At 71.1% G+C, this 25,775-nt stretch carries 26 protein-coding genes, 1 pseudogene and 1 riboswitch; of the genes and pseudogenes, 18 read left to right on the forward strand and 9 right to left on the reverse strand.

All coding sequences use genetic code 11. From position 1 onward, the window contains the following. The first annotated feature begins 15 nt into the window (after nucleotides 1–15). On the forward strand, nucleotides 16–990 hold the full coding sequence (locus tag ACIBZJ_RS31370) for a hypothetical protein (protein WP_395936012.1): 975 nt from the start codon (nucleotides 16–18) through the stop codon (nucleotides 988–990). Here ACIBZJ_RS31370 and ACIBZJ_RS31375 read toward each other — a convergent pair. After that, nucleotides 984–1,613 (reverse strand): MBL fold metallo-hydrolase, encoded by a 630-nt coding sequence (locus ACIBZJ_RS31375; protein WP_395936014.1) that lies wholly within the window; start codon nucleotides 1,611–1,613, stop codon nucleotides 984–986. The genes ACIBZJ_RS31370 and ACIBZJ_RS31375 overlap by 7 nt on opposite strands. Beyond that, a complete protein-coding gene (locus ACIBZJ_RS31380) occupies nucleotides 1,610–2,701 on the reverse strand; it encodes an S-(hydroxymethyl)mycothiol dehydrogenase (protein ID WP_395936016.1) in 1,092 nt (363 codons plus the stop codon). The genes ACIBZJ_RS31375 and ACIBZJ_RS31380 overlap by 4 nt, the downstream gene beginning before the upstream one ends. Before the next feature lie 111 nt (nucleotides 2,702–2,812). Here ACIBZJ_RS31380 and ACIBZJ_RS31385 point away from each other — a divergent pair, with 111 nt between their 5' ends. Then, nucleotides 2,813–3,958, forward strand: a complete 1,146-nt coding sequence (locus ACIBZJ_RS31385) for an NAD(P)/FAD-dependent oxidoreductase (RefSeq protein WP_395936018.1) — start codon at nucleotides 2,813–2,815, stop codon at nucleotides 3,956–3,958. Nucleotides 3,959–4,028: 70 nt separating this feature from the next. Here ACIBZJ_RS31385 and ACIBZJ_RS31390 read toward each other — a convergent pair whose 3' ends face one another. Further along, the gene (locus ACIBZJ_RS31390; protein WP_395936020.1) at nucleotides 4,029–4,670 is read right to left on the reverse strand and encodes a hypothetical protein; all 642 of its coding nucleotides are present in this window, start codon (nucleotides 4,668–4,670) and stop codon (nucleotides 4,029–4,031) included. A gap of 63 nt (nucleotides 4,671–4,733) precedes the next feature. After that, the gene (locus tag ACIBZJ_RS31395; RefSeq protein WP_395936022.1) at nucleotides 4,734–5,360 is read right to left on the reverse strand and encodes a carbonic anhydrase; all 627 of its coding nucleotides are present in this window, start codon (nucleotides 5,358–5,360) and stop codon (nucleotides 4,734–4,736) included. Nucleotides 5,361–5,505: 145 nt separating this feature from the next. On the opposite strand from ACIBZJ_RS31395, the gene hemL reads away from it, so the two are divergent. From hemL to ccsB, 6 genes are read left to right on the forward strand one after another with little or no spacing between them, the layout of a single operon-like run. Then, the gene (gene hemL / locus ACIBZJ_RS31400) at nucleotides 5,506–6,825 is read left to right on the forward strand and encodes a glutamate-1-semialdehyde 2,1-aminomutase (protein ID WP_395936023.1); all 1,320 of its coding nucleotides are present in this window, start codon (nucleotides 5,506–5,508) and stop codon (nucleotides 6,823–6,825) included. 1 nt (nucleotide 6,826) lies between these two features. Further along, nucleotides 6,827–7,477, forward strand: coding sequence for a histidine phosphatase family protein (locus tag ACIBZJ_RS31405; RefSeq protein ID WP_395936025.1), 651 nt, complete (start codon nucleotides 6,827–6,829; stop codon nucleotides 7,475–7,477). A 4-nt stretch (nucleotides 7,478–7,481) separates the two neighbouring features. Further along, entirely contained in the window at nucleotides 7,482–8,069 is a 588-nt protein-coding gene (locus tag ACIBZJ_RS31410; RefSeq protein WP_395936027.1) for a TlpA family protein disulfide reductase, read from the forward strand. Beyond that, nucleotides 8,066–8,899, forward strand: coding sequence for a cytochrome c biogenesis CcdA family protein (locus ACIBZJ_RS31415; protein ID WP_395936029.1), 834 nt, complete (start codon nucleotides 8,066–8,068; stop codon nucleotides 8,897–8,899). The genes ACIBZJ_RS31410 and ACIBZJ_RS31415 overlap by 4 nt, the downstream gene beginning before the upstream one ends. Beyond that, nucleotides 8,899–10,680, forward strand: a complete 1,782-nt coding sequence (locus ACIBZJ_RS31420; protein WP_395936031.1) for a cytochrome c biogenesis protein ResB — start codon at nucleotides 8,899–8,901, stop codon at nucleotides 10,678–10,680. The genes ACIBZJ_RS31415 and ACIBZJ_RS31420 overlap by 1 nt, the downstream gene beginning before the upstream one ends. Further along, nucleotides 10,677–11,696: a c-type cytochrome biogenesis protein CcsB gene (gene ccsB / locus ACIBZJ_RS31425; protein WP_395936033.1), complete on the forward strand. Its 1,020-nt coding sequence runs from the start codon at nucleotides 10,677–10,679 to the stop codon at nucleotides 11,694–11,696. Before ACIBZJ_RS31420 ends, ccsB begins: the two co-directional genes overlap by 4 nt. 518 nt (nucleotides 11,697–12,214) lie before the next feature. Here ccsB and ACIBZJ_RS31430 read toward each other — a convergent pair. After that, on the reverse strand, nucleotides 12,215–12,397 hold the full coding sequence (locus ACIBZJ_RS31430) for a hypothetical protein (RefSeq protein ID WP_395936035.1): 183 nt from the start codon (nucleotides 12,395–12,397) through the stop codon (nucleotides 12,215–12,217). A gap of 316 nt (nucleotides 12,398–12,713) precedes the next feature. Further along, a riboswitch (cyclic di-AMP (ydaO/yuaA leader) is annotated at nucleotides 12,714–12,839 on the forward strand. Nucleotides 12,840–12,904: 65 nt separating this feature from the next. Here ACIBZJ_RS31430 and ACIBZJ_RS31435 point away from each other — a divergent pair. The 4 genes from ACIBZJ_RS31435 to ACIBZJ_RS31450 are packed head-to-tail and all read left to right on the forward strand — an operon-like array spanning nucleotide 12,905 to nucleotide 16,831. Continuing rightward, nucleotides 12,905–13,831, forward strand: coding sequence for an NlpC/P60 family protein (locus ACIBZJ_RS31435; protein WP_395936037.1), 927 nt, complete (start codon nucleotides 12,905–12,907; stop codon nucleotides 13,829–13,831). Nucleotides 13,832–13,866: 35 nt separating this feature from the next. Then, nucleotides 13,867–15,312, forward strand: a complete 1,446-nt coding sequence (locus ACIBZJ_RS31440; RefSeq protein ID WP_395936039.1) for a menaquinone biosynthesis decarboxylase — start codon at nucleotides 13,867–13,869, stop codon at nucleotides 15,310–15,312. Continuing rightward, entirely contained in the window at nucleotides 15,309–16,205 is an 897-nt protein-coding gene (mqnP, locus tag ACIBZJ_RS31445) for a menaquinone biosynthesis prenyltransferase MqnP (RefSeq protein ID WP_395936041.1), read from the forward strand. The genes ACIBZJ_RS31440 and mqnP overlap by 4 nt, the downstream gene beginning before the upstream one ends. Further along, nucleotides 16,202–16,831: a UbiX family flavin prenyltransferase gene (locus ACIBZJ_RS31450; protein ID WP_395936043.1), complete on the forward strand. Its 630-nt coding sequence runs from the start codon at nucleotides 16,202–16,204 to the stop codon at nucleotides 16,829–16,831. Before mqnP ends, ACIBZJ_RS31450 begins: the two co-directional genes overlap by 4 nt. Nucleotides 16,832–16,841: 10 nt before the next feature. On the opposite strand, the gene ACIBZJ_RS31455 is transcribed toward ACIBZJ_RS31450, so the two are convergent. Beyond that, nucleotides 16,842–17,057, reverse strand: coding sequence for a BldC family transcriptional regulator (locus tag ACIBZJ_RS31455; protein ID WP_142709843.1), 216 nt, complete (start codon nucleotides 17,055–17,057; stop codon nucleotides 16,842–16,844). Nucleotides 17,058–17,577: 520 nt separating this feature from the next. Here ACIBZJ_RS31455 and ACIBZJ_RS31460 point away from each other — a divergent pair. The 4 genes and pseudogenes from ACIBZJ_RS31460 to ACIBZJ_RS31475 all read left to right on the forward strand — a co-directional run bounded on the left by ACIBZJ_RS31460 (nucleotide 17,578) and on the right by ACIBZJ_RS31475 (nucleotide 21,524). Next, nucleotides 17,578–18,030 (forward strand): Lrp/AsnC family transcriptional regulator, encoded by a 453-nt coding sequence (locus tag ACIBZJ_RS31460; RefSeq protein ID WP_395936045.1) that lies wholly within the window; start codon nucleotides 17,578–17,580, stop codon nucleotides 18,028–18,030. A gap of 453 nt (nucleotides 18,031–18,483) precedes the next feature. After that, nucleotides 18,484–19,506, forward strand: coding sequence for a threonine/serine dehydratase (locus ACIBZJ_RS31465; RefSeq protein WP_395936047.1), 1,023 nt, complete (start codon nucleotides 18,484–18,486; stop codon nucleotides 19,504–19,506). Then, a pseudogene (locus ACIBZJ_RS31470) lies at nucleotides 19,469–19,972 on the forward strand (pyridoxal-phosphate dependent enzyme); the annotation flags it as partial. The gene ACIBZJ_RS31465 and the pseudogene ACIBZJ_RS31470, both read left to right, overlap by 38 nt. A 181-nt stretch (nucleotides 19,973–20,153) precedes the next feature. Beyond that, on the forward strand, nucleotides 20,154–21,524 hold the full coding sequence (locus ACIBZJ_RS31475) for a hypothetical protein (RefSeq protein WP_395936049.1): 1,371 nt from the start codon (nucleotides 20,154–20,156) through the stop codon (nucleotides 21,522–21,524). Here the strand turns inward: ACIBZJ_RS31475 and ACIBZJ_RS31480 are convergent. Beyond that, on the reverse strand, nucleotides 21,487–22,101 hold the full coding sequence (locus tag ACIBZJ_RS31480; RefSeq protein ID WP_395936051.1) for a putative glycolipid-binding domain-containing protein: 615 nt from the start codon (nucleotides 22,099–22,101) through the stop codon (nucleotides 21,487–21,489). The genes ACIBZJ_RS31475 and ACIBZJ_RS31480 overlap by 38 nt on opposite strands. Nucleotides 22,102–22,189: 88 nt before the next feature. On the opposite strand from ACIBZJ_RS31480, the gene ACIBZJ_RS31485 reads away from it, so the two are divergent. Both ACIBZJ_RS31485 and ACIBZJ_RS31490 read left to right on the forward strand, forming a co-directional pair. Next, nucleotides 22,190–22,567, forward strand: coding sequence for an aminotransferase class I/II-fold pyridoxal phosphate-dependent enzyme (locus tag ACIBZJ_RS31485; protein WP_395936053.1), 378 nt, complete (start codon nucleotides 22,190–22,192; stop codon nucleotides 22,565–22,567). Nucleotides 22,568–22,590: 23 nt separating this feature from the next. After that, on the forward strand, nucleotides 22,591–22,737 hold the full coding sequence (locus tag ACIBZJ_RS31490; RefSeq protein ID WP_395936055.1) for a hypothetical protein: 147 nt from the start codon (nucleotides 22,591–22,593) through the stop codon (nucleotides 22,735–22,737). Between the two features lie 64 nt (nucleotides 22,738–22,801). Here ACIBZJ_RS31490 and ACIBZJ_RS31495 read toward each other — a convergent pair whose 3' ends face one another. Both ACIBZJ_RS31495 and ACIBZJ_RS31500 read right to left on the reverse strand, forming a co-directional pair. Continuing rightward, nucleotides 22,802–24,079, reverse strand: a complete 1,278-nt coding sequence (locus ACIBZJ_RS31495; RefSeq protein WP_395936056.1) for a hypothetical protein — start codon at nucleotides 24,077–24,079, stop codon at nucleotides 22,802–22,804. Between the two features lie 166 nt (nucleotides 24,080–24,245). Continuing rightward, a complete protein-coding gene (locus tag ACIBZJ_RS31500) occupies nucleotides 24,246–25,775 on the reverse strand; it encodes a C40 family peptidase (RefSeq protein WP_395936057.1) in 1,530 nt (509 codons plus the stop codon).

Here is a 25,775-nt window from a genome sequence, read left to right on the forward strand (position 1 = left end):
TGTCATGATGACACCATGACCACGCCGACCCCCGACGCCGTCCGGACCACGCTCGCCGAGCTGGTCCACGAGCAGGTCCTCACCTCCGAGCAGGCCGACACGGTGTCGAACCGGCTCACCGCCCTCTGGGCACCAGCGACTTCCTCCCCGCGACGGGGCCGCATCGTGGAGGTCGCCGGCTACCTCGGCGGTGCGATGGTGCTCGGTGGTGCGGCCGCGATCGTCGTCCCGACCTGGGATTCGTTTCCGGCCCCGGCCCGGTTCCTGCTGGCGGTCGTCGTGACCGTCCTGCTGCTCGGCGGGACGGTCGCGGCCCGGTTCGCGCAGTTCGGCGAGGCCGACGCCCGGCACCGCCTGGCGTCCGCGCTCGGTGCCCTGGCTGCGGGGGCTGCGGCGATCGCGGCGGCGGTCCCGGCGGACGACGCGCACGAGCTGCTCGCCGGCTCGATCGCGGCGCTGGCGGTCGCGGTCCCGGCCTACGCGCTGGTGCGTGGGGCGCCGCTGCTGGCCGGCGCCTGGCTGGCGTCGTCGCTGCTGATCGGTGACGTCCTCGACCGGTCGCAGGTCGAGGGTCTGCTGCCCTGGGGGCTCGCGTTCGCGGTCGTCGGCGCGCTGTGGCTGCTTCTGGCCGTGCCGGTGCTGGGGAACCCGGTGAAGGAGCCCGGGCTGGTCGCGGCCCTCGGGGGGTGCACCGGCTTCGGCGCGGCCGAGGCGCTGATCACCGAAGACAAGGTGCCCCTGACGATCGTCGGCCTGGTGATCGGGGCCGGGTTCGCGGCGGCGGCGCTCGCGCTCTACCTCGGTACCCGGACGTGGCCGGCGCTGATTCCGGCCGTCCTGATCGCGCTGGTGGTGCCCGCGACCGCGCTGGCCGGCCTGTTCGACAACGTGCTGGCGGCTGGGTTCGCGGTGGTGATCATCGGCGCAGTGCTGCTGGTTGCGGGCGGCGTCGCACTGGCGACCCGCCGCCCGCAACCCCGGACTCAGTGACCCCGGTCGATCCATTCCTGCAGATGCGGTGCCTCGGCGCCGATCGTCGTCGTGTCGCCGTGGCCGGTGTGCACGACGGTGCTGGCCGGTAGGTCGAGCAACCGGCCCCGGATCGACTCGATGATCGTCGGGAAGTCCGAGTACGACCGGCCGGTCGCGCCCGGGCCGCCGGAGAACAATGTGTCACCGGAGAACAGCGCGTCCAGCGCGGGCGCGTAGAAGCAGACGGCCCCGGGCGCGTGCCCCGGGGTCGCGAGCACCTCCAGCGACACTCCGGCCACCGACAGCGTCTGGCCGTCGGCCAGCTCACCGTCCGGAGCACGGTCGGGGTAGACCGCGTCCCACAACATCCGGTCGGCCGGGTTCAGCAGGATCGGCGCCCCGACGTACCCGGCCAGTTCCACGGCCGCGTTGATGTGGTCGTTGTGCCCGTGCGTGCAGGCGATCGCGGTCACGGTCCGGCCGCCGACCGCCGCCGCGATCGCGTCCGCCTCGTGCGGAGCGTCGATCACCAGGCACTCGGAGTCGTCTCCGACGATCCAGACGTTGTTGTCGACCTCCCACTCGCCGCCGTCGAGCGCGAAGATCCCGGACGTGACGATGCGGTCGATCCGGACCGTCACTCGAACACCACGACCGAGCGCAGCACGTCACCGTGGTGCATCTTCTCGAACGCGGCCTCGACCCCGTCGAGCGGAATCGTCTCGGTGACGAACTTGTCGAGCGGCAGCCGGCCCTGCAGGTACAGGTCGATCAGCATTGGGAAGTCGCGGCTGGGCAGGCAGTCGCCGTACCAGGACGACTTCAGCGCGCCGCCGCGTCCGAACACGTCGATCAGTGGCAGTTCGAGCGTCATGTCCGGCGTCGGGACGCCGACCAGCACGACGGTGCCGGCCAGGTCACGGGCGTAGAACGCCTGCTTGTAGGTCTCCGGGCGGCCGACGGCCTCGATCGCCACGTCGACGCCGAAGCCGTCGGTGAGGTCCTGCACCGCCTTGACGACGTCGTCGACCTCGCGGGCGTTGATCGTGTGGGTCGCGCCGAACTCCTTCGCCCACTCGAGCTTGCGGGGGTCGACGTCGATCGCGATGATCCGCCGCGCACCGGCCAGGTACGCCCCGGCGATCGCGCCGTCGCCGACGCCACCGGCGCCCCAGACCGCGACGCTGTGACCACGGCCGACGCCACCGGTGTTGATCGCCGCGCCGATGCCGGCCATCACGCCGCAGCCGAGCAGACCGGCTACCGCGGGGGCGGCCTTCTCGTCGACCTTGGTGCACTGGCCCGCGGCGACCAGCGTCTTCTCGACGAACGCGCCGATCCCCAGCGCGGGCGACAGTTCGGTGCCGTCTTCCAGCGTCATCTTCTGCTTGGCGTTGTGCGTGTTGAAGCAGTACCAGGGCTGGCCGCGCAGGCAAGCACGGCAGTCGCCGCACACCGCGCGCCAATTCAGCACCACGTAGTCGCCGGGCGCGACGTTCTCGACCCCCGGGCCGACGGCCTCGACGACACCCGCTGCCTCGTGACCGAGGAGGAACGGGAAATCGTCGTTGATGCCACCCTCGCGATAGTGCAGGTCGGTGTGACAAACGCCGCAGGCCTGCACCTTCACGACGGCCTCACCGGGGCCCGGGTCGGGCACCAGAATGGCCGTGACCTGGACCGGAGCGCCTTTAGCTCGCGAAATGACTCCACGTACCTGCTGGGCCACTGCGACTCCCCTTCCCGCGCGTGCGCACCGGAGAGCGGACGCCCCGGCGCGTGCGGTGATTGTTACGGGACGATGATCCTCCAGAGAAGCCTACTGACGGGGAGAACGCCGGTGGACAGGGTGGTCATCGTCGGAGCATCGCTCGCCGGCTGGTCGTCGGCGCGTTCGCTGCGGCTGGGCGGCTTCGACGGCGTGATCGACCTGGTCGGTGAGGAACCGCATCGTCCGTACGACCGTCCGCCGCTCTCGAAGGCCTATCTGGCCGGAGATCTCGACCTCGACGGCATCTCCCTGCTGACCGACGGCGAGGACGCCTCGGTCACCTGGCGCCTCGGCGTCCGCGCCGTCGGCCTGCGCGAACGCACCGTGGTGCTGGCCTCCGGCGAGGAGCTGACCGGCGACGCGGTGGTGATCGCCACCGGCACCGCACCGCGCCTGCTGCCCGCCGCCGCCGGGCTGCGGGGCGTCCACACCCTCCGTTCGAATCTGGATGCGGACGCTCTGCGAGCGGCGTTCGTGCCGGGCGCGCGGGTCGTCGTCATCGGGGCCGGGTTCATCGGGGCCGAGGTCGCGTCGACGGCGTCGAAGCTCGGGGCGTCGGTGTCCGTGCTGGACGCGGCCCCCGAGCCGATGGCGCAGGTGTTCGGCCCCGAGATGGCGGCCGTGGTGAGGGGCCTGCACGGCCAGCACGGCGTACCGCTGGAGACCGGGGTCTCGGTGGCCGGGTTCTCGTCCGCCGACGGTGCGGTGACCAGCGTCGTACTGGGCGACGGACGGGAGCTGCCCGCGGACGTCGTCGTGGTCGGCATCGGCGTGGTGCCGTCGGTGGGGTGGCTCGAAGGATCCGGCGTGGCGCTCGACAACGGCGTGCTCGTCGACGCGGCCGGACGGACGTCGGTGCCGGGCGTCTGGGCCTGCGGTGACGTCGCCCGGTACCCGTCGGGGCGGGCCGGTGGGCCGATCCGGGTCGAGCACTGGACCCATGCCCGGGAGCACGGGGCCGCGGTCGCCAAGGGGCTGCTGGGCGAGCCGGTGGAGTACGACCCGGTGCCGTACGTCTGGAGCGAGCAGTACGGCGTGATGGTGCAGTTCGCCGGGTTCGTGCAGCCGGGGGACTCGGTCGAGGTGGTCGACGGAGACCCGGCCGACCACCGGTTCGTCGCCGCCTACAAACGGGAGGGCCGGTTGGTCGCGGTGCTCGGGGCCAGGATCCCGCGGACGTTCGTGCGACTGCGACGGGAGCTCATGACGGTGTGAGTCCGTCACTACAGACAGAACGGTGGCCGCGGACCCTCCCGATCCGCGGCCACCGAGTTTCCGAGGGTGGTCAGCCCTTCAGATTGAGCGTCAGCTTATTGCCGTCGCCGGCGAGCAGTGTCGTCAGGAGCGGGGTCAGCAGACCGCAGTGCGTGAAAGCCGGGATCTTGTAGGTGCCTTCCACCGTCGTCGTCGAGAAGATGTCGATCGGCGTGGTGTTCCTGAGCGTCGCGCTGGTCGCCGCCCTCGTGGTGCAGCCGGGGCTGACCAGGTTGAGCCCCGGCAACGAGTCCTGGAAGACCCGCAGTACCCGCAGCTTGAACGTCGTCGTCGTGGACAGTGTGTTCGCGCCCAGGTCGACGGTGCCGGTCAGCCCGCCCTGCGGCACGATCCGGACGATCGACGTGGTCGGGATCAGGCTCGCGAGCTTGAGGTGCACGGTGAGGTCGGGGATCTCGGCCGTACCGGTGAGCGTTTTGGCGTCCAGGTCGATCGAGGTCTTCACGACCGACGTGGGGATGGCGGCGGTGACCTTCTGCTTGGCGAGGAAGGTCGTGCCGGTGGTGTTCGCGAAGACCAAGTCGATCGGGGCGGCCTGAGCCGGCTGCGCGAGGGCGAGGGCGACGACGGAGGCCGCCGCGGCGGCGGTCAGCGTGGTGAGCAGACGACGCAGGGGACGCACGAGTTCCTCCTTGAACGCGGGGTCGCTCACGTTACTGGCGGGTAATGCTGATTAGCCAGCGAATGATGGCAACTTCGTCCGCACGCACAAAGCTCAAAGAAATCTTGCGCGTCCGTCTTCCAATTCGTAGACCGCGCCGACCAGCTTCACCGAGCCGTCGGCGACCGCGTCGGCGATGGCCGGGGAGCGCTCGATCAGCAGGTTGATCACCCGGACGACGTTGTAGCCGATCGCCCGGTTGAGCTGTTCTTCCTTCGTGCCCCCCTCGCGCTGGGCCTGCAGCGTGATCGGCAGCACCCGCTCGACCAGGTCACGTACCGAACCGCTCGGCTCGAGTTGACCGGACGCGGTCTCGGCCGCGGCCTTGAGCGCGCCGCACGACTCGTGCCCCATCACGACCACGAGCGGGACGTGCAGCTGGGTGATCGCGAACTCGATGCTGCCGAGCACCGCGAAGTCCACGATCGGCCCGGCCGTGCGGCACACGAACAGGTCGCCGAGGCCCTGGTCGAACACGATCTCGGCCGGAACCCGCGAATCGGCGCAGCCCAGGACGGCCGCGAACGGCTCCTGACCGGCGACGAGCTGCACCCGGCGGGCGTCGTCCTGATTCGGGCGGGCGGGTGAGCCGGCGGCGAAGCGTGCATTACCGGCCACCATCAGCGCGTACGCCTCGTCGGGAGTGGGACGCACCGGAAATTCCACGGGCTGAGCAGACACGGCGGCTCCTCTGGAGTCGTCAGGGGCCTCGGAAAGCGACCCGAGTCTCCTGTATACGACTGTATTGGCACGACTGCCTAACCGATGTGCGCGTCACCACGCCCCCGACGAGACGTCTACGGCCGGTAGTTGACACAATGGCGGCGTGAGCTATCCCGACGACGCGCCCCTCTCGGCCGACTGGTTCGCGCGCGCCAGCACCGTCGTGCCCGGCGGGGTCAACTCGCCGGTCCGGGCGTTCCGGGCGGTCGGCGGTACGCCCCGGTTCATGGTCCGAGGCCGCGGGCCCTACCTGCACGACGTCGACGGCCGGGAGTACGTCGATCTGGTCTGCTCGTGGGGGCCACTGCTGCTCGGCCACGCGCATCCCGACGTCGTCGCCGCGCTCGCCGACGCCGCGAGCCGGGGCACCAGCTTCGGGACACCGAGCCTCGGTGAGGTCGAGTTGGCCGAGGAGATCGTCGCCCGGGTCGAGCCGGTCGAGCAGGTCCGCCTCGTCAACTCCGGCACCGAGGCGACGATGAGCGCGCTCCGGCTGGCCCGGGGCGTCACCGGCCGCAGCAAGGTCGTCAAGTTCGCCGGCAACTACCACGGGCACGTCGACGCGCTGCTGGCCGCGGCCGGGTCGGGCGTCGCCACGTTCGGGCTGCCCGACACGCCCGGAGTCACCGGCGCGAGCGCGGCCGACACGATCGTGCTGCCCTACAACGACGCCGACGCGCTGAAGGCCGCGTTCGCCGAGCACGGTGACGGGATCGCGGCGGTGATCGTCGAGGCGGTGCCCGCGAACATGGGCGTCGTCCCGCCGGTCGGCGGCTTCGACGTGCTGATGCGGGAGCTCTGCACGAGCGCCGGCGCGCTGCTGATCAGCGACGAGGTGATGACCGGCTTCCGGATCTCCCGGGCGGGCTGGTTCGGCGCGTCCGGGGGCCGGGTCGTTCCCGACCTGTTCACGTTCGGCAAGGTGATGGGCGGCGGTCTGCCTGCCGCGGCGTTCGGCGGCAAGGCGGACGTGATGGCCGCGCTCGCTCCGGCCGGTCCCGTCTACCAGGCCGGAACTCTCTCCGGTAACCCGCTGGCCTGCGCGGCCGGCCTGGCCACGCTGCGCGCGGCGACGGACGAGGTCTACGCGGCGGTCGACGCTTCGGCCGGACGAGTGGCCAGGTTGGCGTCCGAGGCGTTGACTGAAGCCGGTGTGCCCCACCGGGTGCAGGCGGCTGGCAACCTGTTCTCGGTGTTCTTCGGCGCCGGTGAAGTCCTCGACTTCGACGGCGCCAGGCGGCAGGACACCGCGGCCTACGCGGCGTTCTTCCACGCGATGCTGGCCGAGGGCGTCTACCTGCCGCCCAGTGCCTACGAAGCGTGGTTCCTGTCGGCGGCGCACGACGACGAAGCTCTGGGTCGCGTCGCGGCAGCGCTGCCGGTAGCGGCCCGCGCTGCGGCAACGGCCCGGACGGGAGACTGAGTTGACGGTCACGACCATCGTGCACGTGATTCGACACGGCGAGGTGTACAACCCGGGCGGCATCCTCTACGGACGCCTGCCCGGCTACAAGCTGTCGCCGCTCGGCGAGCAGATGGCCAAGGTGACGGCCCAGCACCTGGCCGGTCGTGACGTCACGCACCTGTTCGTCAGCCCGATGGAACGCGCGCAGCAGACGATGGAGCCGTTCGCCGAGCAGTTCGGCCTCGAACCGACAGTCGACGACCGGCTGATCGAGGCGACGAACCTGTTCGAGGGCAAGCCGTTCGGCCCCGGCGACGGGCTCTGGCGGCACCGCAAGTACTGGCACTACCTGCGCAACCCGTTCCGTCCGTCCTGGGGCGAGCCGTACGCGCAGCAGGCCGAGCGGATGTTCTCGATCGTCTCCGACGCCCGGAAAGCCGCGGCCGGTCACGAGGCGGTGTGCATCTCGCACCAGTCGCCGATCGTCATCCTGCGGCGGCACCTGGAGAAGAAGACGCTCTGGCACGACCCCCGGCGTCGTCAGTGCGCGCTGGCCAGCGTCACGTCGGTGCGATTCGAGGACGACGAGGTGGCCGGCGTGGAGTACGCCGACCCGGCCGCCGCCCTGATCGCCCAGTCGAAGACCGCGCAGACCGAGCGAGGCGCCTGACACCATGTCCTTCCCCTCCTGGCTCCTCCGCGGGATCGCCGTCGCCTCGCTGGCCGTGCTGGCCGCCTGCTCGACGGGGTCGGACGCCGTGGACCAGGACTCGGGTGGCTCGCTGCGGTTCGTGGCGGGTTCCGGGGCGTCCAAGTTCTACGAGGCCGGCGATCGCAAGCAGGCGCCGGACATCTCCGGCACGCTGCTCGACGGCGGCAAGTTCACGCTCAGCCAGGCGCGGGGCGACGTCGTCGTGTTCAACTTCTGGGGCTCGTGGTGCGGGCCGTGCCGCGCCGAGGCCGACGACCTGGAGCGGGTCTACACCGCGACCAAGGCGAGCGGGGTGCGGTTCGTCGGCGTCAACGTGAAAGACACCGAGTCGCGGGCGAAGGCGTTCGACGTCAACTTCAAGATGTCGTACCCGAGCCTGTTCGACTCGGCCGGGCGGGTCGCGCTGCAGCTCCAGGCGGTACCGCCGAACGCGGTGCCGGCGACGATCATCATCGATCGCGACGGGAAAATCGCCGCGGTGTTCCGCAAGGGCCTGCTGGACGACGAGTTGCAGCCGGTGGTCGAGCGGGTCGCGGCGGAGAAGCCGTGAGCCTTCCCGAACTCGTCACCGAGGGGCCGCTGGTCGTCGCGGCCGGGGTGAGCGCGCTGGCGGGGCTGGTCAGCTTCCTCTCGCCGTGCGTGCTGCCGCTGGTGCCGGGTTACGTCTCGTACGTCACCGGGATCGCCGGCGCCGACCTGGACGCGGCACTCGGCACGGATCCGTCCGGCCGGCCGGTGGAGGCCGCTCCGGCCGGTGGTGTGGCGTTGGCGACCCGGGCCGAGGCGCCTCCGCGGGTGCGCGTACGCGGGAAACTGCTGCTCGGGAGCCTGCTGTTCGTCGCCGGGTTCACCGCGGTCTTCACTCTGCTGGCGTTCGCGACCGGGGGACTGGGCTCGTTCCTGCTCGAACACGAGCAGGCGCTGCAGCGGGCGGTCGGGGCGCTGGTCATCGTGTTCGGCCTCGGCTACCTGGGCGTCCTGCCGGGGTTGCAGCGGGAGACCAGGGTCCGCTGGCTACCCGCGTCCGGGCTGGCCGGGGCCCCGCTGCTCGGCGCGGTGTTCGGGCTCGGCTGGATCCCGTGCGTCGGCCCGACGCTCGGCGCCGTGCTGGGGCTGGCCGTCGTCCAGGGCGGGGCCGGGCGGGGCGCGTTGCTCGCGGTGGCCTACTGCATCGGGCTCGGGGTGCCGTTCGTGCTGTTCGCGCTGGGGTTCCGGCGGGTGCTGGGTGCGTTCGCGGTCGTGCGTCGGCACAGCGTGTGGGTCGTCCGGATCGGTGGGGTGCTGCTGATCGCGGTCGGCGCCCTGCTGTTGCTCGGTGGGTGGGACGACCTGGTGATCTGGGTGCGCAGCGTGTTCGGCGCCGGAGGAGTGGCGCTCTGATGTCGACCACGACCCCACCGGACTCCGCCGAGACCCGCGCCGACGACGAGGCCGTCACCGGGCTCGCCACCGCGCCGGAGGACGCAACCGCGCGCGAAGACCGTCGCGCGGGCCGCACCGACCCGGACGGCGACGGGCCCGGCGGCCGCGGACCCGGCGCCTGGGGCCCGGGCGGGTGGAACGCGCTGGCGGCGGCACCCCGGCGCTGGTGGCGCCAGCTGACGAGCATGCGCACCGCGCTGGTGTTGCTGTTCCTGCTCGCGCTGGCCGCGGTACCGGGCAGCACGTTCCCGCAGCGCTCGCTGAACCAGGCCAAGGTCGAGCAGTACTTCAGCCAGCACCCGACGCTCGCCCCGATCCTCGACAAACTCTCGGCGTTCGACGTCTTCGCCGCGCCCTGGTTCGCGGCGATCTACCTGCTGCTGTTCGTCTCGCTGGTCGGCTGTCTGGTCCCGCGGATCCGCGTCCACGGCCGGGCTCTGGTCAGACGGCCACCGGCCGCACCACGGAACCTCGGCCGCCTGCCGGTCTCCGCGACCGCGGAGGTGGGTGGCGAAGCGGCCGTGGCGGCCGCCGCCGTCCGCCGGACCCTGCGGAAGAACCGCTGGCGGACGGTGGAACGCACCGAGCCGTCCGGCGCGGTGACGGTCAGCGCCGAGAAGGGCTACCTGCGGGAGACCGGGAACCTCGCGTTCCACGTGGCGCTGGTCGCGCTGCTGGTCGGCGTCGCCTCCGGCTCGATGTGGGGCTGGAAGGCCAGCATGCTGGTCGTCGAGGGCAACGCGTTCTGCGACACCGTGCAGGCCTACGACTCGTTCACCCCCGGCACCCGGATGCGCGACGCGTCGCTGCCGCCGTTCTGCGTGCAGCTGGACGATTTCCAGGGCACGTACCTGGCCAACGGTCAGCCGAAGGACTTCCTGGCCAAGGTGAAGTACGTGGAGGGCGACCGCGCGTACCGGGAAGACCCGGACCGGTCGTACGACATCAAGGTCAACCACCCGCTGCGGCTCGACGGCGCGAACATCTACCTGATCAACCACGGCTACGCGCCGGTGCTGCGCTACACCGACAAGTACGGGACGGTGTTCGAGGAGTCCCCGGCGTTCCTGCCGCAGGACGCGCAGCTCACCAGCGAGGGCGCCTTCCTCCTGCCGGACGCCAACCAGAATCCGAAGTCGACCGACCGTGCCCGCGACGTGCAGATGGCGTTCACCGGCTTCTTCCTGCCGACCGCGCCGACGTCCGGGCCGCCGATCCGGTCGGTACGCCCGGAACTGGCCGACCCGGCGGTCACGCTGGTCGGGTACCGCGGTGACACCGGGCTCGACTCCGGGATCCCACGGTCGGTCTACTCGATCGACCAGAACCAGGTCGACAGCGGCGCGCTGAAGTCCGTCGGCTCGAAGAAGCTTTCGATCGGCGAGACCTGGACGCTCGACGACGGCACCAAGCTGCAGTTCGTCGGCGTCAAGGAGTTCATGACCGTGCAGGTCGGCCACGATCCGGGCGAGAAGATCGTGCTGGTCGCGGCCGCGTTCATGCTCGTCGGCCTGATCACGTCGCTCACCGTGCGGCGCCGCCGGCTGTTCGTCCGGATCTCGCCCGACGGCCGGATGGACGTCGGCGGCCTGGCCCGGACCGACCCCGACCGGTTCACCGAAGAATTCGATGTGCTGTCCCAGCGGCTCGCCGACGCCGCCGGTGTCGCGCAACCGCCACCTGACGCACCCGCCGACACCAAGGAGTCGGTCGCCGTGGGGAAAGAAGGATCGTCATGACGGACGCCCAACTCGCGGACCTCTCGAACACGCTGCTCGTCGTCGCGATCCTGGCGTACACGATCGCGATGTTCGGCTACGCCGTGGAGTTCGCTTTCGGACGGAAGGGCCTGGTCGCGGCACGTGCGGCCACGCCGGCGCAGCGGAACCGGGTCCTGGTGGGGGCCGGCGGACCGGCTTCCGACGCGCCGGTGTCGCCGGCCCGGCCGGCCGTGGCTCCCGTGCCCTCACCGGGCGGGCGGGCCGCGTGGTTCGGCCGGGCCGCGGTGGTCGCGGCGGTCCTCGGTGCGCTCGCGCAGCTCGGCTGCCTGGCGTCGCGGGGAATCGCGGCCGGGCGGGTGCCCTGGGGCAACATGTACGAGTTCGTGTCGGTCGCCTGTGTGGTCGGCACGATCACGTGGCTCGTGGTCTCGGCCCGGCGGCCGGTGCGGTACCTGGGCATGTTCGTGATGCTGCCGGTGGTGCTGCTGCTGGGGCTGGCCGGGACCGTGCTGTACGTGGACGCCGGGCCGCTGATGCCGGCGCTGAACTCGTACTGGCTCTGGATCCACGTCTCCACCGCGTCGATCTCGGTCGGGATCTACCTGGTCGGCGGCGTGATGTCGGTGCTGTACCTGCTGCGCGACGGTTACGACCGCCGGGTCGCGGCGGGCCGGCCGGCGAACGCGCCGGGCTTCCCGTTCGGGGTGGGACGGCATCTGCCCGGTGCGGACGGGCTGGAGCGGCTCACGTTCCGCCTGCACGCGTTCGGGTTCCCGATCTGGACGTTCGCGATCATCTGCGGGGCGATCTGGGCCGAGGCGGCGTGGAGCCGGTACTGGGGCTGGGACCCCAAGGAGACCTGGGCGTTCATCTCCTGGGTCGTGTACGCCGCCTACCTGCACGCCCGGGCCACGACGGGCTGGCGCGGGCGCCGCGCCGCCTTCATCGCGGTGGTCGGTTTCGTCACGATGATGATCAACCTCTACGTGATCAACTTCGCGGTCAGCGGTCTCCACTCCTACAGCGGGCTTTAGTGGGCGGCCCGCCGAGAACGACGCTGACAGCCGCGCCACACGACTTGAGTATGACCAATACGGGGCGTCGTGTGGCGCGGATGTCAGCGTCGCTCTCGGCGGGCTCCAGGTCAGAGCGCGGCGCTGGCGCGCCTTGAACGGCGCTGGCGCGCCTTGAACGGCGCTGGTGTGCTACTTGGTTTGGGTGACCGGTGCGGGGTGTCTGGTGGCGCGGGGGTGGGCTCTCCCTCGGAGGGCTCTCGGCCCGGGCGCGGCGCTGGCGCGCCTTGAACGGCGCTCGTGCCGATCGGTGCGGGGTGTCTGGTGGCGCGGAGGTTGGTGCCGCTCTTGGTGGGCTCTCGGCCCGGGTGCGGGGCCGCGCGCCTTTGAGTGGCGGCGTGCCTTCGGCGCGGTGGCGGGCCGGGTCGGTGGTTCGGGGCGAGGCCATTCGGCAGCCTGGGAGCGGGATCGGCGCGTTGTGGGGTATGCCACTTCGGGCCTTGTGTGGGGTGGGTCGGAACCTTAATTCTCGGGTGCGGTCAGCGGCGGTCCGGGGGTGGCTGGTCCGGGGGTGAGGGCTGATCGTCCGAACGGGGGGTGTCGTCCCGGCGGCGATAGGCAAGGGCGGCTTCGTAGTCGTCGCCCCGGAGCCAGCCGACCACCACCACGTCCTCGTGTTCGGCCTGCTGCGCCATGGTTCCGTCCCCCTCGATGCCGGTCACGTTATCGACAAATTACCCCAAAGTTCCGAATCCGGGTGGTAGGTAACGGTCGTATCGGGCGTCACAGCCGTCACGACGTGCGGGTCGTCCGTTCGGCTGTCCATAGTGGACCAGCAGGTCCGCCGTTCGGCGGAGGGATCCGCAAAACCGCATTAAGAAGCGCTTAAGAAGACGTTCCGGAGTGGACTAACTACGCGGCGCTGTCATCTGTTAGACGTTCACTCAGAAACTCCGGCGAGGCTGGACCGGCGAGTAACACATGGCCTACCGTGTCCCACGACTCTCCGAACGTCCGCCGTTCACCATGGATGGCGTCGGGTAGTCGTCGCCTAATCGAAAGAACCGGGGAACCGAGTTCCCGGGGTGAATCCGCCGTCGAGGCGGTAGGGCAGCTCCCGCCCGAACCCGTCAGCTAACCCGGTCGGCGACCTAGTGGGAGTAAGGAGTGCCGCGCCAGTGAGATCCGTTCGGACTCACGCTCGTCGTCCGATCGTTCTGGTCAGCGTCTTGGCTGCGATTCTCAGCCTCGCGCTGTTACCGGCAGGCGGCGCCAGCGCGGCACCGTCGCTCACCGATGCCGAGAAGCAACTCGATGCGCTCGGCGTCAAGATGGACAAAGTCAACGAGCAGATGAACAGCGCCAAGGTCCAGCTCAAGCGGGTCAAGACCCAGCAAGCCGGGCTGAACCGTCAACTCTCGGCGTCGCAGGCCAAGCTCGACGCCTCGCAGGAGGCGGTCGGCAAGATCGCCGCCGCTGCCTACCGCGACGGGCGGATGCGCCTCTCGTCGTCGATCATCGACACCGGCTCGCCGGCCGACTTCCTGGACCAGCTCGCCACGATGGATTGGCTGTCCGCGCAGCAGCGCGACACGATCGACGAGGCCAAGGCGTACCAGGCCCAGTTCGACGGCACCAAGAAGAAGGTCGACCTCCAGGTCCAGACGGCGACGCGTCTGGAGAAGCAGCTCGACACGCAGAAGAAGTCGATCGAGAAGGACCAGGCCAAGTGGGAGCAGGTCCGCCGCTCCGCGTACGCCAAGAAGTACGGCAGCTCGTACACCACCGTGACGTACAACGGGCAGGCCAGCGGCAACGCTGCCACGGTCGTCCAGTTCGCGCTCGCGCAGCAGGGTGAGCCGTACGTGTTCGGCGGCGCCGGCCCGAACGTCTGGGACTGCTCCGGGCTCACGATGATGGCCTGGAAGCAGGTCGGCGTGAACCTGCCGCACTCGGCGCACCAGCAGTACAACATGATCCCGCACGTCTCCAGGGAGAACCTGCAGCCGGGCGACATCGTGTTCTTCTACTCCGACCTGCACCACTCCGCGATCTACATCGGCAACGGTCAGGTCGTGCACGCGCCGACCGAGGGCCAGCCGGTCCAGGTCGAGCAGGTCAACAACATGCCGTTCGCCGGGGCCGGACGCCCGTAGCGCGAGCTGTCGGTGGGCCATGAATACTGGTGTTCATGGCCCACACCGACCTTCGTGAGTTCCTGAAGCGGCTGGAGAAGGCCGGTGAGCTCAAGCGGGTGACCGCGCCGGTCGATCCCACGCTGGAGATCAGCGAGATCACCCAGCGCGTGGTGCGCGACGGCGGCCCGGCCCTGCTGTTCGAGAACCCGACGCGCGGCGAGATGCCGATCGTGATGAACGTGTTCGGCACCGAGCGCCGGATGGCTCTCGCGCTCGGCGTCGACTCGCTGGACGAGATCGGGCAGCGCATCGCGGGCATGCTCAAGCCCGAGCTGCCGCAGGGTTTCAGTGGCTTCCGCGAGGCGCTGGGCAAGCTCACGCAGCTCAAGAACGTCCCCCCGAAGAAGGTGAAGACGGCCCCGTGCCAGGAGGTCGTCTTCAAGGACGACGCCGTCGACCTCGACCGGCTGCCGGGCCTGCAGGTCTGGCCAGGAGACGGCGGGATCTACCACAACCTGGGCCTCACCCACACGAAGCACCCGGAGACCGGCGCCCGCAACCTGGGCCTCTACCGCCTGCAGCAGCACAGCCGGAACACGCTCGGCATGCACTGGCAGATCCACAAGGATTCCACCGCGCACCACGCGGTGGCCGAACGGCTGGGGCAGCGGCTGCCGGTCGCGATCGCGTTCGGCTGTGATCCGGTGGTGTCGTACTCGGCGACCGCCCCGCTGCCGGGAGACATCGACGAATACCTCTTCGCGGGCTTCCTCCGGGGCGAGCGGGTCGAGATGGTCGACTGCCTGACGGTGCCGCTGCAGGTGCCCGCGCACGCCCAGGTGGTGCTCGAGGGGTACCTCGAGCCGGGCGAGCGGGCTCCGGAGGGCCCGTTCGGCGACCACACCGGCTTCTACACGCCGGTGGAGGACTTCCCGGTACTGCACGTCGAATGCATGACGACGCAGCGCGCGCCGATCTACCAGTCGATCATCACCAGCCAGCCGCCCCAGGAAGACGGCCCGATCGGCAAGGCCACCGAGCGGATCTTCCTGCCGCTGATCAAGTTCATGATCCCCGACATCGTCGACTACGACCTGCCGGATGCCGGCGTCTTCCACAACTGCTGCATCGTCTCGATCGACAAGCGGTTCCCGAAGCACGCGATGAAGGTCATGAACGCGATCTGGGGCGCCGGGCTGTTGTCACTCTGCAAGCTGATCGTCGTGGTCGACGCCGACTGCGACGCGCACGACTACCGCGAGGTCGCGTTCCGGGCGTTCGGCAACGTCGACTACAACCACGACGTGTTGCTCACCACCGGGCCGGTAGATCACCTCGATCATGCGTCCTACCAGCAGTTCTGGGGTGGCAAGCTGGGGGTGGACGCCACCCGGAAACTCCCGGCGGAGGGTTATCACCGCGGCTGGCCGGAGGAGATGCGGATGAGCCCGGAAGTAGTCGCGAAAGTCGACGCGCGCTGGCGGGAGTTCGGGCTGTGACCTCGGCCCTCGAGTCGCCGAACAAGGTCAAGGCGTTCCTGCGCCTGGTCATGATCGAGCACTCGGTGTTCGCGCTGCCGTTCGCCTACGTCGCCGCGCTGACCGCGATGCGAGGTGAGGGTCCCGACGTCCAGTGGTTGACGCTCGGCTTGATCACCGTCGCCATGGTGGCGGCGCGGACCGTCGCGATGGCCGCCAACCGCATCATCGACCGGCGGATCGACGCGCAGAACCCCCGCACCGCGCAGCGTGAGCTCGTCACCGGAGCGCTGTCGGTGCGGTCGGCCTGGGTGGGCCTGACCGTGGCGCTGGTGGTGTTCCTGGCGTCCGCGGCCTGGCTGGGCTGGCTCTGCCTGGTGCTGTCGCCGATCGCGCTGTTCTTCCTGACGATCTACTCGTACGCCAAGCGCTTCACCGACTTCCCGCAGGCGTTCCTCGGGCTGGCCCAGGCGATCGCGCCGCTGGGGGCCTGGATCGGCGTCACCGGGCACTGGTCGTGGGCGGCGTTCGTGCTCGGGCTGGCGGTCGGCACCTGGATCGGTGGCTTCGACCTCATCTACGCGTGCCAGGACGTCGACGTCGACCGGCGGATCGGTGTCCGGAGCGTGCCGGTGCGGTTCGGTGTCGCGGCGTCCCTGCGGGCCTCCGCAGTCGTGCACGTGGCCACGGTGGCGCTGTACGTGTGGTTCGGCGCGATGACCGGCTACGGGTGGCTGTGGTGGGCCGGGGTGGTGTTCACCGCCGTCGTGCTGGCCTACGAGCACGTGATCGTGCGTCCGGACGACCTGTCGCGGGTCAACCGGGCGTTCTTCACCGCCAACGGCGTGATCGGGCTCGTCCTGTTCCTGTTCGCGCTCGCTGACCTGGTGTTCCTGCAGGGCCTCCGCTGGTGACCAGGCTGCCCTGGGTTGTCGGTGTCTCCGGAGCGAGTGGAACGTCGTACGCGCGGTCGGTGCTCAACGGGTTGCTCGACGCCGGTGAGGCGGTCGACCTCGTGGTGTCGCGCGCGGCCCGGCTGACGCTGATCGACGAGACCGGGCGGTCCGTGCGCGACGCGCACTGGGAAGAGGACGTCGCGGCCTGGCTGGGACGCGATCTCAAAGACATGCGCTACTGGGCGGCCGGCGATCTGGCGGCCGGGCCGAGCAGCGGCTCGTACCCGGTACGGGGAATGATCGTGGTGCCCGCGAGCACGGCGGCCGTGGCCGGCATCGCACTCGGGCTCTCCAAAGATCTGCTGCAGCGGGCCGCGGACGTGAACCTGAAGGAGCGGCGGCCGCTGGTTGTGGTGCCCCGGGAAACCCCGCTCTCCCGGGGGCACCTCGTCCATCTGCTGGCGCTCCACGACGCCGGAGCGGTGGTGCTGCCGGCCAGCCCCGGCTTCTACGCCGGAACCTCCACGGTGCAGGAGCTGGTCGACTTCGTTGCGGGGAAGGTGCTCGACACCCTCGGAGTGGGCCACACCCTCTTCACCAGATGGCGCGGCGAACTGGGTGGGGCACGGGCGCGCCCGAACTGAGAGACGTGGTCTAATGCCCCGCCGCTCTGCGCTCCTCGAGTTCGACATCCGGGTCTCCGGATGCGAGCAGCGCGCGGACCTCGGATTCCCGGAAGCGACGGTGACCACCGGGCGTGCGGATGCTGCTGATTCGCCCAGCGGCCGCCCACCGTGTCACGGTCTTGGGGTCCACCCGGAAAAGCGCCGCGACCTCACCTGGGGTGAGTAGACGCTCGCCAACCTCCACTTTCGCCTCTCTTCTCGCCGGTGCGAAATCGCACGTTGATGCGCCGGAACGGCGCGGCGTTATTGGTTCGCGAGTCATTCAAGCACCGGAGGTCTCCTCGGCGACCGGAAACGGCCAAACTGATCTGATCGGGAGTCGATGGTCGATGCATCACCGATTGTGTGGCCGCACATCGATTCGCTGTGGTGCCGACCAGTCTCTACCCGGGTGACCTGCGATTACGGAGATTTCACGGCTGGTTGACACAGCGTCGGCAAGGCTTCGAGTCATCGTTCGATTCCGAAGACGTAGTCGTGTGCCTGTGGTCACGAATTGTCGAGCCCTGTTCAGCGAGTGCGCTTGGGTCCACATCGAACCAGTTCGTTTGCACTTCCTGACGACAGCGTTCGCTGCGACAACGTCGACCACGTCTGTTTCCGCGCACTGGCGGGTCAGCGTGCGGCGCGCGTGCGGCTTACGATGCCCTGGGCCGGCGAGCGGCCGTGTCGGTGCACAGCCGGAACCACCGGAGAGGGGCGTCGTGGACGAGATCGACCGGCGGTTGCTGGACACGCTCCGGAGCAGCGGCCGGGAGACGTACGCGGAGTTGGCCCGGCGCGTCGGGTTGTCGGCCCCGGCCGTACACGACCGCGTGGGCAAACTCGAGTCCACCGGCGTCATCACCGGCTATCACGCGTCGGTCGACACCACGGCGATCGGTCTCGACGTCACCGCGCTGATCGGCGTGCTGCAGGCCGAGAGTTCGGAGCAGGACGAGATCGCCGAAGCGCTGCGGCGCTTGCCCGAGGTCGAGTCGTGCTGGTTCGTCGCAGGTGAGGAGTCATTCCTGCTCCTCGTGCGAGTGCCTGACGTGGCTTCTCTGGAGCACACGATCGGCCGGCTGAACCGCATCCACGGCGTGGCCCGCACCCGGACGACCGTGGTCCTCTCCACTAAATGGGAAGGACGCGCTCGTCCGTTGGACGACCGCTGAACCGGACGGATTCCGTACGCGAGTGACTCTCGCTTTAGCTTCCCGTTTCGGTCCGCAACCGATTTTAGGCGGACGCCGCCGGGCCGCTAATTGCGGACAGGATCGGTTCTCCGTCTGTCGGGGTGGCGACAATTTACCGTCCGTCCGTAACGCTTGTGGGTCCACCTCGGAATCGTGAACGGAAATTCGTCGGCGATTTGGATCTGGGCCGTCCCGAGTCGGATACCGAGAGTGGTGAACCGATAGGGGGAACGGCTGGGGCTTCTGTGTCGAACGGCGAGTGGGTTTTGCCGGGTCGGCGGATGGGCTCCAATTGGAAGAGCGATTCCTGGATCGAATTAGCATCCTCTTAAAAGCGGATAAAAGGTCTGTATTGGACCTGAGGGCCGTTCGGTGGTCAGCCCGCCCTCGCTACCGGGGACGCGTAGGGCAGGGGTGGCTATCGTGGCCGTCATGACCGCGATCCCCACCACAGCCCCCTCATTGGTGACGCTGAGCGACATTCAGGCCGCTGCCGACAGGATTCGGAACTTGGTAGTGCGGACGCCGCTGTTGCCGTGCGCGTGGGCGGAGGCCGGGCGTCCGCTCTGGTTGAAGCCGGAAAGCCTGCAGGCGACCGGAGCGTTCAAGCTGCGCGGCGCGAGCAACGCGCTGGCCCTTCTCGACGCCGGGCAGCGGGCGCGCGGGGTGGTCGCGCAGTCGAGCGGCAACCATGCCCAGGCGGTGGCGTACGCGGCCGCGCGGCTCGGGATCCGGGCCACGATCGTCATGCCCGACACGACGCCCGCGGTGAAGCTCGAGGCGACGCGCGCCTTCGGGGCCGAGGTGATGATCGTGCGCCCGGCCGAGCGCGACATTCGTCCGCTGGAGCTGGTGGAGCAGTACGGGTACGCGCACATCCCGCCCTACGACGACCCGTGGATCATCGCCGGGCAGGGGACGGTGGGGCTGGAGATCGCGGCGGACCTGGCGGCGGGCACCGGAGACCCGGTCCCGGACACGGACGGCGCGCCGGATCTCGTCCTCGTACCGGTGAGCGGGGGAGGTCTGATCTCCGGCGTCGCCACCGCGATCAAGGCGCTGTCGCCCGCGACCCGGGTGATCGCGGTCGAGCCGGAGCTCGCCGCGGACGCGGCGGAGAGCTTCCGCGCCGGGCGGCGCGTCACCTGGACCGCGGATCGGACCTACCGGACGATCGCCGACGGCCTGCGCACGACGTCGCTGGGCGTGCTGCCGTTCGCGCACATCCGCGAGCACGTGGACGCCGTGGTGACGGTGTCGGAGGAGGAGATCGTCGCGGCCGTTCGGACGCTGGGGCGCCGCTCGCGGCTGGTGGCCGAGCCGTCGGGCGCCGTGACGACGGCGGCCTACCTCTTTCACGCGTCGGAACTGCCCGCGGCCTCGCGGACCGTGGCGGTCGTCTCGGGCGGGAACGTGGATCCGGCGGCCTACCTCGGGTATTTCGGTGGGGTCTGACCGCGACTGGACCGACGAGGCGGTCCGGCGGGTCGAGGCGGACGCGAACCGCTCGGCCGATACGCACCTGCTGACGTTCCCGCTGCCGCAGCGGTACGCGGACGTCGATCTGTACGTGAAGGACGAGTCGACGCACCCCACCGGCTCGCTCAAGCACCGGCTGGCCCGCTCGCTGTTCCTGTACGCGCTGTGCAACGGCTGGATCCGCGAGGGGACGACGGTCGTGGAGGCGTCGTCGGGCTCGACCGCGGTGAGCGAGGCGTACTTCGCCCGGATGCTCGGGCTGCCGTTCGTCGCCGTGATGCCGTCCGGGACCAGCGCGGAGAAACTGGCGCTGATCGAGTTCCAGGGTGGGCGCTGCCATCTCGTCGAGGACCCGCGGACAGTGCACGCGCAGGCGCACCGGCTGGCCTCGGAACTCGGCGGCCACTTCATGGACCAGTTCACCTACGCGGTCGAACGGGCTCGACCTGGCACCTTATGCCGAGACGCTGGCCCGGTTCGACGAGACCGGAGAGTGGGTGCCGCCGGTCGCACCTTCCCATCGCGCGGCGGAGTCCGGGTGAACCGCTGGTCTTCGTCCCTGGCGCAGTGCAGCATGAAGGGTGAGAGGTCGCTGGGGGGCGTGCCGGAGGTCGGGGTAGACGGTGATCAGGGATCAGGTGTCCGCGCTCGTCGCCCGTCAGCCGCTCGTCCTCGTCGTGGGGCCGGCCGGTGCGGGGCGTAGCGCTGCGCTGACGATGCTGGCCGGTCCGGCTGCGGGCGGGACGATGATCGACCTCGGGGCCTTATGGATGGCCGTCGACCCGCCGGGAGACAGGCCCCGCACGGTCCGGCTGAACGGCGCGCCGTCCGCGGTGACCGGCAAGGCCTGGGAGGCGATCGCCGGAGCGATCGGGGCGGTGGCGGCCCCTCCGGCGGTGGTGCTCGTCGACACGTTCCAGGGGTTGTCGGCCGCACTCGGGCCGGCCGGTGCGGCGGAGACCGTGGGGGCGCTGGTCGCGCCGGGGCGCACGGTCGTGCTGGTGCTCGACGACCTGGCCGAGGCGGAGCAGTTCGGCCCGCTGGCGCTGCGGTTCGGTGCGGTGGTGAGTGTGGACGGTCAGTCCGTGCGGGCAGTGGCGCCGGTGGCCGATGTGATCGCTCACTCGGCGGAGGGCGCGGTGGGCGGGCCGCCGCCGGCCGGAGAACCGCCCCGGCGGGCGTGGGCGGAGGCGGCGGCCGAATTGGCGAGGCCGGTGCCGGTGTCGCCGCCGGCGGGTGGTGCCGGGGTCGTGGTGCCGGAACCGCGCAGCGGGGGCGAGGAGCGATCCGGGACGGGCGAGCGGCGCCGGTGGTGGTGGCGCCGGAACGAGCCCGCAGCTACTGCACCTAGCGTGCCTACCGTGCCCACTGCGGCGAGTGCGCCGCCGCGGGCGCCGGGTGCGGGCGACCAGGGCGTGAGGGGCGGCGGTGGGGCGCTGGGGGCGCCTCCGGTGGGGCCGCCTCCGGCGGTCGAGGCGTTGCGGTACCCGGAGCCGGACTCGTCGGTGGGACCGGCGGTCGAGGTGGCGGTCCGGGTGGTCGACACCGCTGGGGCGCCGGTCGCTCAGCCGCTGACGCCCGGTGGGTACTACCTGATCCAGCTCGCGATGCGCGCCGCTCCGACGCGCGGGCCCGACGACGGGGGCGGTGCCTGGGTGCAGGTCTCGGTGGTCTCCGACTCGGTGCCGGTCTCGGGCGGCCCGCACACGATGTTCGTCCCCCGCTCCGGAGCGGCCTGGACCTGCCCGTGCCAGCCCGGCGGCCCCCACACCTGCCTGCCGGAGGAACGCTCCGAGCGGCTCGAGCTCCCGTTCGTCGCACCCCGGCGTCCGGACGTGTACCGCGTGCATCTCGCGGTGCGGCACCGGGCCACGGTGATCCACCAGACGCGGCTGGAGCTGCCGGTCGCGGGCCCCGGCTTCATCCTTCCGGAGTCGGCCGGGCCGAGCGCGACCGTCACGTACGAGGCGTCCGGGCCCGCGGCCGGTCAGTAGACCGGGTCGCGAGGCCCGGGTAGTCGACGACGAAGCCGTCGTCGTCGACGGCGAGCTGCACGCGGTAGTCGCCGGAGCGGAACCCGATCTCGCCCGGCCCGGCGGCGACGTACTTCTGAGCGCTCGCCACCACGGCGAGCGACGGCAGCTCGACGAACGCGACCGTCAGGTCGTACTCGGTGCCGACCTGCTGCTCCCGCAGGTTCAGACGGCGGATCGGCAGCGTGTTGGTCAACGGCGAGAACGCGATGTCGACGTCGACCGCGTCGGTGAGCGTCTCCGGGTACTCGGCGCCGGGCTGCGGACCGGCCAGCGCACCGGTCTCGCTGGCCCGGACCTTCCAGGCGTCGCGTCCGGACTGGCGGACGAGCCGCAGCGAGCGGGACCAGCCGGCGCCCTCGGTGGAGATCTCCAGCGACGCGGTGGCCCAGCGCTCGTCGGTGCCGAGCGTGTAGCGGGCGCTGTACGGCTCAGGGGCCGCACCGAGCGCCCAGCTGGTCGCCCGGAGTCCGTGGCCTGCGGAGATGACCGCGAGTTCGGCTCCGAAGCCGAACCGGTTCCATGCGTATTCAGCCATGAGCGTGCGGCCCCTCGGGTAGACGTCGGCGCAGCGTCCAGCCTTGCACGGCACGATGGGGACATGGACGTCTGGGCGAAATCGGCGGGTGATCGCCGACGAGATCCACGCCCCGCTGACGCTCGGCGAGGCCGTGTTCACGCCGTACCTCTCGCTGGACGCCCGGGGTTTCGCGGCCGTGTCGGCGTCGAAGGCGTGGAACCTGGCCGGGTTGAAGACGGCGATGCTGGTGGCGGGGCCGGCGGTGGTGTCGTCGCTGGAGCGGGCGGACGACGACGCCTCGTCGTCGACCGGGATCCTCGGGGTGATCGGGTCGGTGGCGGCACTGACCGAGGGGGAGGAGTGGCTCGACTCGTTGCGGGCGGCGCTCGAGGTGAACCGGCGGGTGCTGGCGGCGGAGCTCTCGTCGTCGGGGGTGGGGTTCCGGACGCGACGTATCTGGCCTGGCTCGATTTCCGGGGCGTAGGGCTGGGGGACGAACCGGCTTCGGTGCTGCTGTCGCGGGGACGGGTCGCGTTGTACCGGGGGCTGGAGTTCGGGCCGGAGGGTGCCGGGTTCGCGCGGTTGAACTTCGCGACCAGCTCCGAGGTGTTGAGCGAGGCGGTGTCGCGAATCACGCTGGGCCTGGCGCGTTAGTACGGGCGCGTCAGTACGGGCGCGCTGATACGGGCGCGTTTGTACGGGCGCTGGTAACGGCGCGTCAGGAGAGGACGTTGGTGAGGACGTCCATGATCGTGTCGCCGGCGACCATGGCGATGCCTGCGCCGATGGCGACGGCGACGAGGAGGACGATCGCGACGATCAGGACGGTTTTGCCGGTGCTGGATTTGGGTTCCGGCTGCGGCGGGGCCGAGGTCGCGCCGAGCAGGGCACCGGCGAGGGACGACGTCTGCTCGGGGTTGTAGTCGGTCGGGTGGCCCGGCGTCGCTGTGCCGGGTGGGAACGGGGAGTCGGCGGGGCGGCCGGTGTACCCGGACTGTGGTGGGTGCGCGGACTGGGCTGGGGGCGCGGACTGAGGCGCGGGCGTGGTGGGGTGCGCGGTCTGGCCGGACTGGGCCGCCGGGCCCGGAATGGGGGATTGGGCGGATTGTGCCTCCTGGGCGGAGGGGCCGCCGGCCGGGTAGGCGGACCAGCCGGGTTCGTGCGTCCAGGCCGGGCGGGCCACCGTGGGGATGTCGTCCAGCGGGTCGAACAGCGGCGCACCCACCGGCGGCTGTGCGGTCGGCGGTTGGGCGGTCGGCGGTTGGGCGGCCGGGATGCGCGCGGCGGCGCGGGCGCCCGCCGGGGGACGCGGCGGAGCGACCGGCTCCGGTACCGAGGCCTTCCCGGCACCGGCCGCCGGGGCCGGGTTGTGTGCGGGCGCGCCGCCGTAGACCGTCGACGGCCCGGTCGGACGAATGCGCGTCTGGTCGACCGAGCCGGCCGCCGGGCCGGAAGCGGTTTCCCCGGCGGGGCTGACGGGCCGGATCCGGGTCTGGTCCAGGGCGGCCGGGGGTGCCGGGGCGGGACTGGTCGGGCGGATCTGGGTCTGATCGAGGGGGGCCGGACCGACCGGGGACCGGTGGATCGCGGTCTGAGCGGAGGCGTCCGGAACCAGCGGCGACCGGTGGATCGCGGTCTGGTCGGTCCGCGAGGTGGACGAACTGCTGGGCGCCGCCGGGGAGCCGGGCCGGATCTCGGCCAGACGAGCCGCGATCTCCGGGGGGAGCGGGGCGATCCGGGTCTTGGCGGCCGGACCGACGTCCTCGTTCAACTCCTCCGCGGTGGGCGGCGCCAGCCGGGAATCGGCCGTGGGCGGCGCCAGCCGGGAATCGGCCGGCCCGGCCGCCGGGCTAGCCGCTGGTCCGGGCGTCTGCTCCGGGGCCGGGGAGTCGGCCGGGCGCTGCTCCGGGATGACCGGCGGTGTGAAGCGGGCACCACCCGGCAGTTGCGACGGATCGAGCCGCACGGTCCGGGGGCCCTCTTCCTCCTCGGTCATCACTGTCTCCACCTCTCGGTCGTCCGGGCTCCGCACCACACGGTTCCAGGCCCGGGGAAACGGTGCCAGGTGAGGGTCAGCATTTCCGTTGTGCAGCTGACAGAACCGCCGTTCGGGGGCCAAATTCCGGAAGACCCGCAATCGGCGCGGTACGCCCGGTGCCCGATCAGCGCCGACGGACGGGTGGGGCCGGAGTCTTCGGCTCGGCCGGAGCTTTCGGCTCCGCCGGTTCGGGAGGCACCGAAGGCTCCGCCTTCTTCGCGCCCGCCTTCCTAGCGCCAGTGGTCTTCGCGCCCGCCTTGTTCGCGCCCGCCCGGCGCGTCGGCGCCCGGTGCTTTCCCCCGGCCGTCGTGGGATCCTTCACCTCAGAGCGCTCGGCTGCGTCGGAGCGTCGGGTCGCGTCGGACTGCTCGACCGCCCCCGAGCGCTGGGCCGGCCCCGAGTGCTGGGTCGCCTTGGAGTGCTGGGTCGCCTTGGAGCGTCGGGTCGCCTCGGAGCGGCGGTCGGCCGGGGCGCGGTGCTTCCGGCGGGGCCGGTCCGGGCGCAAGGCCTCGGCGTAGGAGGAGTACGAGCGCGTGGAGCGGCGCACGTCCAGGCGCCCGGGCACGACCCGTCCCGCCGCGAAGAACTCCGACCACCAGACCGGCGCAACCCGGACGACGTCCCCTTCGGTCGGTGCATGCACCATCAGCCCCCGGCCGAGATACACCCCGACGTGGTGGATCGTGTTCCAATCGGCCCGGTCCGTCGCGAAGAACAGCAGGTCACCCGGCAACAGCGCGGTCACCGACACCGGCGCGCTCGCCCGGTACTGCGGCCGTGCGGTGCGCGGCACCGCGACGTCCGCGGCCGCGTACGCCCTCTGCACCAGGCCGGAGCAGTCGAATCGGTCCGGGCCTTCCGCGCCCCACTCGTACGGTTTGCCGCGCTGGTTCAGCGCGAACCCGACCGCGGTCAGCGCCGCCTTCCCGGCGCTTCCGTCGGAGTCGCGCAGGTACTTCCTGGCCAGCGCCGCGTTCGTGGCGTCCCGTTCCCGGTTCAACGCGATCAAGGCGGACGCCCGGGCGGCGCGCAGGCGTCGGATCGTGGCCGAGCGTGCCGCCAGATTGCGGCGGAGCGCGTCGATCAGGACGGTCTGGCTCTGTACTTCTTCGGCGGCGTGCGCGGCGACTTCGGCCCGGAGTTGTTCGCTCGCCTCCGCGACGTCCAGATCGATCGCAGCGGTGCCGATCTTCGGGACGCCCGGCTGGCCGAGCATCGCGGACCGCGGGTCGGTCACCAGGCTCCGGGGCCGGTTGGCCTCGGCGATGAACGAGGCGCGCGCCCACGCCTCGGCGCCGGCCCGGGCGCCTGCGGTCTTCACGGCCGCGGCGGTCACCGCGACGGCGGCCCGGTCGTACGCCGACCGGAGCGTGCTGAGCTGGGCCTGGGCGTCGGTCAGTTCGTCCGCCAGCGCCTCGGCGGCCGCGGTCTCGCGGGCGATCCGGGCCAGCACCGGATCGGTCGCCGGCCGGGGCCGGGCCGCGGGCGCGGCCGCCCGTCCGGAGGCTGCCGGAAGCATGCGGACGTTCTCGAGCGGCTGGGCGATCACTGCTCGGACCTGGGGGGAAGAGGCCCAGGCGGCGCCGGTGCCGGTGGCGGCGATCAGCGTCAGTGCGGTTGCGGCCGTGATCGAGAGCCGGGCCGAAGACTGCAC

It is taken from the genome of Cryptosporangium sp. NPDC051539, assembly GCF_044454545.1.
In the GTDB taxonomy this organism is placed as follows: domain Bacteria; phylum Actinomycetota; class Actinomycetes; order Mycobacteriales; family Cryptosporangiaceae; genus Cryptosporangium.